The 12,272-nt window shown below is 61.3% G+C and carries 12 protein-coding genes; 7 read left to right on the top strand and 5 right to left on the bottom strand.

What is annotated here, in order from left to right; genetic code table 11:
* Positions 1–42: 42 nt before the first annotated feature.
* Together CD58_RS26455 and CD58_RS26450 are read left to right on the top strand one after the other, a co-directional pair.
* On the top strand, positions 43–1,002 hold the full coding sequence (locus tag CD58_RS26455; RefSeq protein ID WP_025215884.1) for a GlxA family transcriptional regulator: 960 nt from the start codon (positions 43–45) through the stop codon (positions 1,000–1,002).
* Between the two features lie 68 nt (positions 1,003–1,070).
* On the top strand, positions 1,071–2,246 hold the full coding sequence (locus CD58_RS26450; protein WP_025215883.1) for an AAA family ATPase: 1,176 nt from the start codon (positions 1,071–1,073) through the stop codon (positions 2,244–2,246).
* 173 nt (positions 2,247–2,419) lie between these two features.
* On the opposite strand, the gene CD58_RS26445 is transcribed toward CD58_RS26450, so the two are convergent.
* From CD58_RS26445 to CD58_RS26425, 5 genes are all read right to left on the bottom strand, one after another.
* Positions 2,420–2,836 carry a DUF3010 family protein gene (locus CD58_RS26445; protein WP_025215882.1) on the bottom strand — a complete coding sequence of 139 codons (417 nt, stop codon included), beginning with the start codon at positions 2,834–2,836 and terminating at the stop codon, positions 2,420–2,422.
* Between the two features lie 86 nt (positions 2,837–2,922).
* The gene (locus CD58_RS26440; RefSeq protein ID WP_025215881.1) at positions 2,923–3,699 is read right to left on the bottom strand and encodes a hypothetical protein; all 777 of its coding nucleotides are present in this window, start codon (positions 3,697–3,699) and stop codon (positions 2,923–2,925) included.
* 222 nt (positions 3,700–3,921) lie between these two features.
* Entirely contained in the window at positions 3,922–4,245 is a 324-nt protein-coding gene (locus tag CD58_RS26435) for a helix-turn-helix domain-containing protein (protein ID WP_025215880.1), read from the bottom strand.
* Positions 4,229–4,483 (bottom strand): type II toxin-antitoxin system RelE family toxin, encoded by a 255-nt coding sequence (locus CD58_RS26430; RefSeq protein WP_025215879.1) that lies wholly within the window; start codon positions 4,481–4,483, stop codon positions 4,229–4,231. The genes CD58_RS26435 and CD58_RS26430 overlap by 17 nt, the downstream gene beginning before the upstream one ends.
* Before the next feature lie 102 nt (positions 4,484–4,585).
* The gene (locus CD58_RS26425) at positions 4,586–4,987 is read right to left on the bottom strand and encodes a lysozyme inhibitor LprI family protein (protein WP_025215878.1); all 402 of its coding nucleotides are present in this window, start codon (positions 4,985–4,987) and stop codon (positions 4,586–4,588) included.
* 235 nt (positions 4,988–5,222) lie between these two features.
* Here CD58_RS26425 and CD58_RS26420 point away from each other — a divergent pair, with 235 nt between their 5' ends.
* The 5 genes from CD58_RS26420 (at position 5,223) to CD58_RS26400 (ending at position 12,264) form a co-directional block, all read left to right on the top strand.
* Positions 5,223–6,200, top strand: a complete 978-nt coding sequence (locus CD58_RS26420) for a dipeptidase (RefSeq protein WP_014340593.1) — start codon at positions 5,223–5,225, stop codon at positions 6,198–6,200.
* A gap of 80 nt (positions 6,201–6,280) precedes the next feature.
* Entirely contained in the window at positions 6,281–6,811 is a 531-nt protein-coding gene (locus CD58_RS26415) for a DUF5943 domain-containing protein (protein ID WP_025215877.1), read from the top strand.
* Between the two features lie 15 nt (positions 6,812–6,826).
* The gene (gene dgcA, locus CD58_RS26410; protein WP_025215876.1) at positions 6,827–8,887 is read left to right on the top strand and encodes a dimethylglycine demethylation protein DgcA; all 2,061 of its coding nucleotides are present in this window, start codon (positions 6,827–6,829) and stop codon (positions 8,885–8,887) included.
* Positions 8,888–9,094: 207 nt separating this feature from the next.
* The gene (gene dgcB / locus CD58_RS26405; RefSeq protein ID WP_025215875.1) at positions 9,095–11,044 is read left to right on the top strand and encodes a dimethylglycine demethylation protein DgcB; all 1,950 of its coding nucleotides are present in this window, start codon (positions 9,095–9,097) and stop codon (positions 11,042–11,044) included.
* Positions 11,044–12,264, top strand: coding sequence for an electron transfer flavoprotein subunit alpha/FixB family protein (locus tag CD58_RS26400; protein ID WP_025215874.1), 1,221 nt, complete (start codon positions 11,044–11,046; stop codon positions 12,262–12,264). The genes dgcB and CD58_RS26400 overlap by 1 nt, the downstream gene beginning before the upstream one ends.
* Positions 12,265–12,272: the final 8 nt, after the last annotated feature.

Genomic DNA, 12,272 nt, shown 5'->3' with positions numbered 1-12,272 from the left:
CGTATCAAGATCCGCACGCTACCCGCCAACCGAGTGCGCTCCATGTCCCAGGATTTCTACTTCTTGTTGATGCCGGGCTTTTCAGCCATCGGCTTCATTTCGGCCATCGAGCCGTTGCGGGTCGCCAATCGTTTTCGCGGCGAGCTGTATCGTTGGCATGTGTTGAGTGTCGATGGTGGAGCGGTGCTGGCGAGCAATGGCATGTCGGTCAACGCCGATGCCGCGCTGGAGCCGCTGAAAAAGGGCGCGACCCTCTGGATAGTGGCGGGGTTCGAACCGCTGAAGTTCGCCACCCCGGCCTTGGAGCGCTGGCTGCACCGGCTGGACAGCGAAGGTGTGACCCTGGGCGGCATCGACACGGGCAGTGTGGTCCTGGCCGAAGCGGGTTTGCTGGAAGGGCATCGCGTGACCCTGCATTGGGAAGCGATCGAAGCGTTCAAGGAGTCTTATCCACAGCTCAGCGTGACCCAGGAGCTGTTCGAAATCGACCGTCGCCGCATTACTTGCGCGGGCGGCACGGCTTCCATCGACCTGATGCTGGACCTGATCGGCCAGGCCCACGGTTCGGAACTGGCGATCCAGGTCAGCGAGCAGTTCGTGCTCGGCCGCATCCGCCCGCGCAAAGATCACCAGCGCATGGAAATCGCCAGTCGCTACGGCATCCGCAACAAGAAACTGGTGCACGTCATCGGCGAGATGGAAACCCACAGCGAACCGCCCCTGAGCACCTTGGCCCTGGCCGAATCCATCAACGTCACCCGACGTCAGCTCGAACGCCTGTTCCGCCTGCACCTGAACGACACCCCGAGCAACTTCTACCTGCGCTTGCGCCTGGAAAAGGCCCGGCAACTGCTGCGCCAGACCGACATGAGCGTGCTGGAAGTGAGCATCGCCTGCGGCTTTGAATCACCGTCGTACTTCACCCGCAGTTACCGGGCCCGGTTCGCGCGCTGTCCACGGGAGGATCGGCGGCGGCAGGGGGATGGGCGGGAGGTGGTTTGACAGGCTTTTATACTCAATTATACTCGCGACTATAAATTATACCTGTCGCCATAATTGAGTATAAAGCCATGTCCAAGCACCCCGGTTTTGTATTCCGACGCCCTGATCTGGCCCGCAATATTGTCGATGGGCTGGTCGGCGCCGGGATCCAGGATTACACCTCAGGCCTGTTCCTGGCCGCTCCGAGACGTACCGGAAAAAGTACGTTCCTGCGCGAAGACTTGATTCCCGAGTGCGAAACCCGCGGCTGGCTCGCGGTCTACGTCGACCTGTGGGCCAATAAGGAGAAAGACCCTGCCGACCTGATCGCTTCGGCAATCGCCGGGGCACTGGTGCCTTATGAAAAGGGGATCCGCAAGCTGGCCAAATCCATGGGCATCGACAAACTCAGCTTCTTGCGCACGTTGTCCTGGGATTTCAGCCTGCCGCAACTGCCCGAGGGGGCGACGCTGACCCAGGCACTGGAGTTGTTGCACAGTGCCGCCGATAAAACCGTGGTGCTGGTGATCGACGAAGCCCAACATGCGTTGACCACCGAGGCCGGGGTCAACGCGATGTTCGCCCTCAAGGCCGCCCGCGATCAACTCAACCAAGGCCGCGAGGGAGATACCAGCGGCCTGCGCCTGGTGTTCACCGGCTCCAATCGCGACAAACTCGCGCACTTGGTACTCAGCCGTAACCAACCGTTCTACGGATCCAGCATCACCGCCTTCCCATTGCTGGGTAAAGAGTTCACCAAAGCCTACGCTGCCCATTTGAACGCGCATCTGGCCCAAACCAATCAGTTCAATGCCGATGATTTGGACCAGGCCTTCGAGTTGGTAGGGCGCCGCCCTGAAATGCTGCGCAGCATCATTGGCGAAATTGCCTTGGAACTGGGTGAGGCGAGCCACCTGGGCGAATTGCTGCGCAACAGCGCCGAAATGCTCCGTGCTGGCGTCTGGACCGAGTTTGAAAGCGCCTGGAACGCCTTGACGGTGCCGCAACGGGCAGTGCTGCAGGTCATGGCCGAGCGCTCGCAAACCAACGAACCCTTTGCGCCCTTCACCGATTCAACGCTGGAGGCCGTGGGCAAGGTGCTCAGGAGCATGGGCAGCGAAGTCGTGCCTGGCACCCAGACCATCCAATCCTGCATCGACGCGCTGCGTGACAAGGAGTTGGTGTGGAAGTCCAATCGCGGTGGCTACGCCTTGGAGGACAAAGCATTTGCGGATTGGTTGAAGGGGTATCGCAAGCAACATTGAACCTGGGAATACATTCTGTGGCGAGGGAGCTTGCTCCCGCTGGGTGGCGCAGCCGCCCCAAAACCAGACGCCATGGTGCAACAGGTGAACCCTGCAAACCGGTTTACGACTGCTGCGCAGCCGAGCGGGAGCAAGCTCCCTCGCCACAGGTATTGTGTTCGGCTGGAAAAGGTCTATTTCTTCATCAACGCCGAACACGCCGCCTTGTACGCCTCATGCTGATACTTGTTCAGCGTCGCCGGCAAGGCGAAGTCATGTTTCTTGTGCTGCGCGTTGATAGTCTGCGGTGACAGCAGCGTCACCTCGCAGCCTTCCAGCAACTGGAAAACCCCTTCAATCTTGAACGTGGTCGGTCCGCCGGCGAACTCGCCTTTCTTGCTGCGCTTCTTGATCGCGATGCGTTCGATGCCATGCTCCGCCACGAACGCCCGTACCTGGGCGGCAAACGCCTTGACGTTGGCGGCTTCGTCATCGTCGTCCAGGGCGATTTTCTTGGTATTCAACGCGATATGGTTCAACGCCTGCTGCTCCAGCGAGGCGACGGCGATAATCGCTTCGCTGCCTTTGATTTCGATGCCGCAAATGATCATTGGAACCCTTGATGCCTGGAGGTGTGGAGTTGCAGTTTATCCATCTTGGTCTGGAACGCCGCGCTGATTTTTCACCTGCGGCCCACTCAGTTCATGCTTTGGCGCAGATCAAGCATGATCTTGTCGAAGTAATCGACCCGGATGACGCCGAAGCGGGGGTATTCGAAGTCCAGGATCACATACAGCACGCAGACCATGACCGCCGCGTAACCCAGGCTGTGCAGCCAGTTGCGCCGCTTTGTCCCCGCCATGCCATAGCCGATCAGCAGGGCGCTGATCAGGGCCATGGTCACCAGCATCAGGTAAATGACCAGGGGCGGGTGGGTTTCATGGGCCACGGCGCGGGTCGTAGTGATATCGATCATTTCATTTTGTGCTTGCAGCACACTGACCCCCAGGGTCGGGGTGGGCATCTGTTGCAGGGCGGCGATCGTGCGTTTCCAGATGATCTGTTGCAAAGCACTGGCGTGATCATGGGCGGCTTCGTCGAGTTCGTCTTCGCGCAGGTCGCGGTAATACTCGATGCGGGTGTCGACGTAATCCTTGAACGCCTGGCGCACGGCCGGTTGCTCGCTCGCCGGTAGCAGATCCAGGCGTAGCCAGGCGGTGCCCATGGCATTGGTTTCGGCCACGATCAGTGCGCGCCGTTGATCAAGACGTGTGGCCGCGCCGGAAAAAGTAAAGGCAATCAGCAGCGCCAGCAGGCCAAACACCGCGCCTTCGATGGCCCCGATACCCTGACGAGCGCCGGCAGGATCCAGGGCCAAGTGACGATTGCCAATCTGGCGACCGGCTTCGATTCCCGCCACGATGGCGATAAAAATAGTTAACCCATATAAAGGCAACGCGGTAAGAGAGAGCATACGAAAATCCCTTGATTGTCGTGTGGGACTCGTCTGTACAGCCAGGCTCGGACGGGTATGCAGCCTATGTTCAGGTGTCAGGTCATTGATGGTGATATCACCAATTAGCGCGAATGCCTGTCATGAGCTGATCTTAAGCCGCTCTTTTCGCTTCGGATACTGTCAGGGTTGACAGGATCCGAAGTCCAATCTCTGCTGGGTTACTCCGGTAACAGAGGGAGGCTACAGTTCCAACTGATCAGCATGGATACCAAAGGCAGTGGCAATTTTCTCGCGGGTAGCCCGGCGAGGCTTGGCGACCGATTCCTGCTGGGCAAACGCCGGTTGAGAAATACCCAGGCGCCTGGCAACTTCATCCTGAGTCAGCTTCAGGTGTTCGCGCCAGGCGCGGATAGGCGTAGCGCCGTCGACGATACGGCTGACCACTTCATGGGGAATCAGATCGGGTTCCAGTTTTTGTGCAACGTATTGTGCGTACGGAATGACCACAAATGCCGGGTTTCCGTCTGCATCGTTGATGATCTGAATATCAGTAGGTGCGTTCATCGCGTTTCTTGACCTCTTGAATGCTGACGACCTTGATCGCCCCGTCCCAATCGAACATGACTCGGTAGCTGCCTACCCGTAGGCGGTACGCACGGTCATGACCGACAAGCGCTTTGACATTGACCACATCAGGCATCTGGGCGAGCGCCGTAACGGCATCCCGAACCTGGGCCTGATGGGCTGAGTGCAATTTCAAAAGCTGCTTAACGGCTTTTCTGGTCCAGTGGATAGTGTTCATGGAAAGGATATAAGTCTTTTATAAGATTTGCGAATCCTGACTTATATTCCTTCCAGGGCCAACGCGTGAACGATGTCTGGATATTGCTCCGTGGCTAACCCTTCACTCCTGCCCAATCGACTCCAAAAACTCCGACCGATCATCGCTTACCTGGGCCATGCAGTCGTTTTCGGCGATTTTGTAGGCTTCGCTGCCGGGTTTGGCCGGGAAGGCGGCGATGGCGCAGTCGGCGTCGCGCTGTTTCAGCCACAGTTGTTGGGCGGCCTTGATCTTGGTGGTGATGTCGTTGAGTTGGGCCTTGTCGCTGGCGTAGCGAGTTTGCAAGCGCTCAAAGAGGCTCTGCAGGTTTTCATTGAGCAGTTGTTCGGCGGCGGTTTTGCCATAGGCCGAGCAGGCCAGCGTCTGGACGTCGTTTTCAACTTCGTCGCAGGGATTGGGCTCGGTGTCTTCGGTTGCATGTGCCAGGGTGCTGATCAGTGCCAAAGCCAGGAAGATTGATTTCATCGCGTTGCCGCTCAAGTCCAGTGAAAACCAGTGATGCGGCGGATTCTGGCGCAAGCGCGGGGTAAAGAACAGACGGGCAGGGTGGGCCTGGCATAGCCCTTTGTCGCGGATTGACGCTTTCGGCAATTCCCCTGTCGTTTTTGCACCCGGTCGCCACGGCCCTCAGGCATATGCTGGCCCCAAAGCGCCGGCACACGATTCGGCGCATGAATCGCTGATAAAAGGGGACTGCCTGATGAGCCCAGCCGAATTGCACGCCGACAGCATCGTTATCGACGGGCTGATCATTGCCAAGTGGAACCGCGACCTGTTCGAAGACATGCGCAAGGGCGGCCTGACCGCGGCCAACTGCACCGTGTCGGTGTGGGAAGGCTTCCAGGCCACCATCAACAACATCGCGGCCAGCCAGAAACTGATCCGCGAAAACAGCGACCTGGTGATCCCGGTGAAAACCACCGCCGACATCCGTCGCGCCAAGGAACAGGGCAAGACCGGCATCATCTTCGGCTTCCAGAACGCCCACGCCTTCGAAGACCAGCTCGGCTACGTCGAGATCTTCAAGCAGCTCGGCGTGGGTGTGGTGCAGATGTGCTACAACACCCAGAACCTGGTCGGCACCGGCTGCTACGAGCGTGACGGCGGCCTGTCGGGCTTCGGTCGCGAAATCGTCGCCGAGATGAACCGCGTCGGCATCATGTGCGACCTGTCCCACGTCGGTTCCAAGACCTCCGAAGAAGTCATCCTCGAATCGAAGAAGCCGGTCTGCTATTCCCACTGCCTGCCGTCCGGCTTGAAAGAACACCCGCGCAACAAGTCCGATGAAGAACTGAAGTTCATTGCCGATCACGGCGGCTTTGTCGGCGTGACCATGTTCGCGCCGTTCCTGGCCAAGGGCATCGATTCGACCATCGACGACTACGCCGAAGCCATTGAATACACCATGAACATCGTCGGTGAAGACGCCATCGGCATCGGCACCGACTTCACCCAGGGTCACGGCCAGGACTTCTTCGAAATGCTGACCCACGACAAGGGCTACGCCCGTCGTCTGACCAGCTTCGGCAAGATCATCAACCCCCTGGGCATCCGTACCGTGGGCGAGTTCCCGAACCTCACCGAGACGCTGCTCAAGCGCGGTCACCCTGAGCGGGTGGTGCGCAAGATCATGGGTGAGAACTGGGTCAACGTCCTCAAAGACGTCTGGGGCGAATAACCGCCGCCGCACCGCTGAATCCTTTACCTGCGGCCCTGTGCGCCGCAGGCAATATCACGCATTTCCGGAGTCAAGTTTTCATGGCCAAAATCGCCCCCCAACTGCCTATCGAAGTCGACAGCGAAACCGGTATCTGGACCTCCGATGCCCTGCCGATGCTCTACGTGCCGCGTCACTTCTTCGTCAATAACCACATGGGCATCGAAGAAGTGCTGGGCGCCGACGCCTACGCCGAGATTCTCTACAAGGCCGGCTACAAATCCGCCTGGCACTGGTGCGAAAAAGAAGCCGAATGCCACGGCCTGGAAGGCGTCGCGGTGTTCGAGCACTACATGAAGCGCCTGTCGCAGCGTGGTTGGGGCTTGTTCAAGATCCAGGACATCGACCTCGACAAAGGCACCGCCAGCGTCAAGCTCGAGCACTCGGCGTTCGTCTACGTGTACGGCAAGGTCGGGCGCAAGGTCGACTACATGTTCACTGGCTGGTTCGCCGGCGCCATGGACCAGATTCTTGCCGCGCGCGGCAGTTCGATCCGCACCGTGGCCGAGCAGGTCTACGGCGGTTCCGAAGAAGGCCACGACGACGGCCTGTTCATCGTCAAGCCGTTGTAAGTCGAGGATCGCGCCATGGCTTTTGAAGCAATGTTCCAGCCGATCCAGATCGGCAAACTGACCATCCGTAACCGCGTGCTCAGCACTGCTCACGCCGAGGTCTACGCCACCGACGGCGGCATGACCACCGACCGGTACGTGAAGTATTACGAAGAAAAGGCCAAGGGCGGCATCGGCCTGGCGATCTGTGGTGGCTCCTCGGTGGTCGCCATCGACAGCCCGCAGGAATGGTGGAGCTCGGTGAACCTGTCCACCGACCGCATCATCCCGCACTTCCAGAACCTGGCCGACGCCATGCACAAGCATGGCGCCAAGATCATGATCCAGATTACCCACATGGGCCGTCGCTCGCGTTGGGACGGCTTCAACTGGCCGACCCTGATGTCGCCGTCCGGTGTGCGTGAGCCGGTGCACCGCGCCACGTGCAAGACCATCGAGCCGGAAGAAATCTGGCGGGTGATCGGCAACTACGCCAGCGCCGCCAAGCGCGCCAAGGCCGGTGGCCTGGACGGCGTCGAGCTGTCCGCCGTGCACCAGCACATGATCGACCAGTTCTGGAGCCCGCGGGTCAACAAGCGTACCGACGAGTGGGGCGGCAGCTTCGAGGGCCGGATGAAGTTCGGCCTGGAAGTGTTGAAAGCCGTACGCGCCGAAGTGGGCGACGATTTCTGCGTGGGCATGCGCCTGTGCGGCGACGAGTTCCACCCGGACGGCTTGTCCCACGAGGACATGAAGCAGATCGCCAAGTACTACGACGATACCGGCATGCTGGATTTCATCGGTGTGGTGGGTTCGGGTTGCGACACCCACAACACCCTGGCCAACGTTATCCCGAACATGAGTTATCCACCGGAGCCGTTCCTGCACTTGGCTGCCGGTATCAAGGAAGTGGTCAAGGTCCCGGTGCTGCACGCGCAGAACATCAAGGACCCGAACCAGGCTACGCGGATCCTGGAAGGCGGCTACGTCGACATGGTCGGCATGACCCGCGCCCATATCGCCGACCCGCACCTGATCGCCAAGATCAAGATGGGCCAGATCGACCAGATCAAGCAGTGCGTCGGCGCCAACTACTGCATCGACCGCCAGTACCAGGGCCTGGACGTGCTGTGCATCCAGAACGCCGCGACGTCCCGTGAATACATGGGTGTGCCGCACATCATCGAGAAGTCCACCGGGCCCAAGCGTAAAGTGGTCGTCGTCGGTGCTGGCCCAGCGGGGATGGAAGCGGCGCGTGTGGCCGCCGAACGTGGGCACGACGTGACCCTGTTCGAGAAAAAAGAATTCATCGGTGGGCAGATCACCACGGCCTCGAAAGCCCCGCAACGGGACCAGATCGCCGGTATCACCCGCTGGTTCCAGCTGGAACTGGCGCGGCTGAAAGTCGACCTGCGCCTGGGCGTGGCGGCGGATGCGGCGACCATCATGGACTTGCGTCCGGACGTGGTGGTGCTGGCCGTTGGCGGTCATCCGTTCCTGGAGCAGAACGAGCACTGGGGCGCCGCCGAAGGGCTGGTGGTCAGCAGCTGGGACGTGCTCGACGGCAAGGTCGCGCCAGGCAAGAACGTGCTGGTCTACGACACCATTTGCGAGTTCACCGGTATGTCGGTGGCCGACTTCCTCGCTGACAAGGGCAGCCAGGTCGAGATCGTCACCGACGATATCAAGCCGGGCGTCGCCATCGGCGGGACTTCGTTCCCCACCTACTACCGCAGCATGTACCCCAAGGAAGTGATCATGACCGGGGACATGATGCTGGAGAAGGTCTACCGCGAAGGCGACAAGCTGGTGGCGGTGCTGGAGAACGAATACACCGGGGCCAAGGAAGAACGCGTGGTGGACCAGGTGGTGGTGGAAAACGGCGTGCGGCCAGATGAAGAAATCTACTACGCGCTCAAGGAAGGTTCGCGCAACAAGGGCCAGATCGACGTCGAAGCCTTGTTCGCGATCAAGCCCCAGCCGTGCCTGGAGCAGAGCGGCGATGGCTACCTGCTGTTCCGCATCGGTGACTGCGTGGCCCAGCGGAACACCCACGCGGCCATCTACGACGCCCTGCGGCTGTGCAAGGATTTCTAACGGATTACCACCATTACCTGTGGCGAGGGAGCTTGCTCCCGCTGGGCTGCGAAGCAGCCCCAATCATCAGTCGAGAAGCATCAGGTTTACGCCTGGGGCTGTTTTGGGAGCGCTTCGCGCTCCAGCGGGAGCAAGCTCCCTCGCCACAAGTAGGTGCGTCGCTCTCACTGGCGCGCACATGATCCTGCGTCTTTGGGAGCAACACCTATGCTGAACACCCTTCTTCCAATCCTGCTGTTCGCAGCCCTGGGCCTTGCGGTCCTTGGCGCCTTGCGGCGGGTGAATATGTGGCGCCGGGGGCGACCGTCCAAGGTCGACCTGATCGGCGGTCTCTTCGCCATGCCCAAGCGCTACATGGTGGATTTGCACCACGTAGTGGCGCGGGACAAATACATTGCCAACACCCACGTCGCCACGGCCGGTGGTGCGGTGGCGTCGGTGGTGCTGGCGATCCTGGTCCACGGGTTTGGCCTGCATAACCGCTTCCTCGGCTACGCCTTGCTGTTGATGTCGGCCGTGATGTTTGTCGGTGCGATCTTCGTCTACCTGCGTCGGCGCAATCCGCCTGCCCGTTTGTCCAAGGGCCCGTGGATGCGCCTGCCAAAAAGCCTGCTGGCGTTTTCGGCGTCGTTCTTCCTGGTGACCCTGCCGGTGGCGGGCATCCTGCCGGAGAACTTCGGCGGTTGGCTGGTGGCAGCGGTCCTGGGTGTCGGTGTGTTGTGGGGCGTGTCGGAATTGTTCTTCGGCATGACCTGGGGCGGACCGATGAAGCACGCCTTCGCCGGTGCCCTGCACCTGGCCTGGCACCGTCGTGCCGAGCGCTTTGGCGGCGGCCGTTCCACCGGGCTCAAGCCGTTGGACCTGAACGATCCCGCCGCGCCACTGGGCGTGGAGAAACCCAAGGACTTCACCTGGAACCAACTGCTGGGCTTCGACGCCTGCGTGCAGTGCGGCAAGTGTGAAGCGGCCTGCCCGGCCTTTGCCGCCGGCCAGCCGCTGAACCCGAAAAAACTTATCCAGGACATGGTCGTCGGCCTGGCCGGCGGCACCGATGCGAAATTCGCTGGCAGCCCATACCCGGGTAAACCTGTGGGCGAGCATGCTGGCAATCCCCATCAGCCGATCGTCAACGGCCTGGTAGACGCCGAGACCCTGTGGTCTTGCACCACCTGCCGCGCGTGCGTCGAGGAATGCCCGATGATGATCGAGCACGTCGATGCCATCGTCGACATGCGTCGTCACCTGACCCTGGAAAAAGGCGCCACGCCAAACAAAGGTGCCGAGGTCCTGGAAAACCTCATCGCCACCGACAACCCTGGTGGCTTTGCCCCGGGTGGGCGGATGAACTGGGCGGCGGATCTGAACCTGAACCTGCTCAGCGAGAAGAAATCCGCCGACGTGCTGTTCTGGGTCGGCGACGGTGCCTTTGACATGCGCAACCAGCGCACCCTGCGGGCTTTCGTCAAAGTGCTCAAGGCGGCGAAAGTCGACTTCGCCGTGCTCGGTCTCGAAGAGCGCGACAGCGGTGACGTGGCCCGGCGCCTGGGCGACGAAGCGACGTTCCAGCTGTTGGCCAAACGCAACATCCAGACCCTGGCCAAATACAGCTTCAACCGCATCGTCACCTGCGACCCCCACAGCTTCCACGTGCTGAAAAACGAATACGGCGCCTTCGATGGCAACTACCTGGTGCAGCACCACAGCACCTACCTGGCGGAAATCATCGACGCCGGCGCCCTGAACCTTGGCCAGCACAAGGGCGACAGCGTGACGTATCACGACCCGTGCTACCTGGGTCGCTACAACGGCGAATACGAGGCACCGCGCCAAGTGCTGCGTGCGCTGGGCATCGAGGTCAAGGAGATGCAGCGCTCCGGTTTCCGTTCGCGTTGCTGCGGCGGTGGTGGCGGCGCGCCGATCACCGACATCCCGGGCAAGCAGCGCATTCCGGACATGCGCATGGAAGACATCCGCGAAACCGGCGCCGAGCTGGTGGCCGTGGGCTGTCCACAATGTACTGCGATGCTTGAGGGCGTGGTCGAGCCTCGGCCAATGATCAAGGACATCGCCGAACTGGTGGCCGACGCGCTGCTCGAAGACGCGACCCCAAGCAAGCCAGTGACCCCGGCCAAACGTGAACCTGCGGAGGTGCATTAATGAGCGACATCATCCGCCGCGACCCTCGCGCCGAGTGGATCGCCCGTAACCGCCTGCACCCGCTGCACGCGGCCATGCAACCGGTCCAGCACAGCTGGATGGGGCCTAACGGTGTCTTGCGCAAGAATGTCCACGGCGTGGGTTTCATCGGCCCCAACGGCATCAAGCGTATCGACCGCAGCGGCGCCCAGCAGGGTGGCGCGAGCAAGCGCACCGCCGCCGCTGAAGTGCAATTGCCGCTGCATCAGGTGCCGCAACCGGCGTTCTACATCAGCGTGGTGCCGGACATGGTCGGTGGTCGCCTCAGCAGCCACGACCGCGATCTGTTGGGCCTGGCCCATCAGCTTGCAGGTACGGACGGCGCGGTGCTGGCCGTGGTATTCGGCGAGCACAAGGAAAACGCCTTCGCCACGGCCGGTGTCGACCGTTTGCTGGTATTGGAAGGTGAGGGCTTCAGCGGTTATGCACCGGAGCAACGGGTTCAGGGCCTGCGGGCTGTGGATAACCAATTCAACCCTCGCCATTGGTTGCTGCCCGACAGCCGCACCGGTGGTGGCGAACTGGGCCGGCGCTTGGCGGCGGCACTGGGCGAACGTCCGGCGACGCGGGTCTGGCAGGTCAAGGGCGAGGAATGCATTGGCCGCGCCGGTGCAGGCCTGCAAGACCTGGCCCGGCCATTGGCGCGCTTGATCCTGGCGGCGGCCGAATGCGCCGAGCCGGTCAGTGAAGCCCGTCACGAAGCCCTGCCGGTGGAGTTATCCACAAGCGTGGCGCGCAGTTTGTCGCGTATCGAAGACCTGGGCGCGGTGGCGGTGGACCCGGGGGCGATCCCGATGGCCGAAGCCGAGTTTATTTTCTCCGGCGGCAACGGGGTCAAGGATTGGGCGCTGTTCCACCAGACCGCTGCGGCCCTGGGCGCCACCGAGGGCGCTTCGCGGGTGGCGGTGGACGATGGTTTCATGGCTCGCGACCGTCAGGTCGGCGCGTCCGGCACCTGGGTCACGGCGCGGGTCTACGTGGCCGTGGGGATTTCCGGGGCGATCCAGCACCTGCAAGGCATCGGTGCCTGCGACAAGGTGGTGGCGATCAATCTCGACCCGGGCTGCGACATGATCAAACGGGCAGACCTGTCGGTGATCGGTGACAGTGCGGCGATTCTCCAAGCCTTGATCGCGGCGGTAGAGGCTTACCGCAACGAAGCCAAGCGCGATGCGGCTTAAAAGGATTC

This window comes from Pseudomonas brassicacearum, from assembly GCF_000585995.1.
Classification (GTDB): Bacteria; Pseudomonadota; Gammaproteobacteria; order Pseudomonadales; family Pseudomonadaceae; genus Aquipseudomonas; species Aquipseudomonas brassicacearum_A.
The sequence above is the reverse complement of the archived record's forward strand: the minus strand, read 5'-3'. Positions and strand labels throughout refer to the sequence as shown.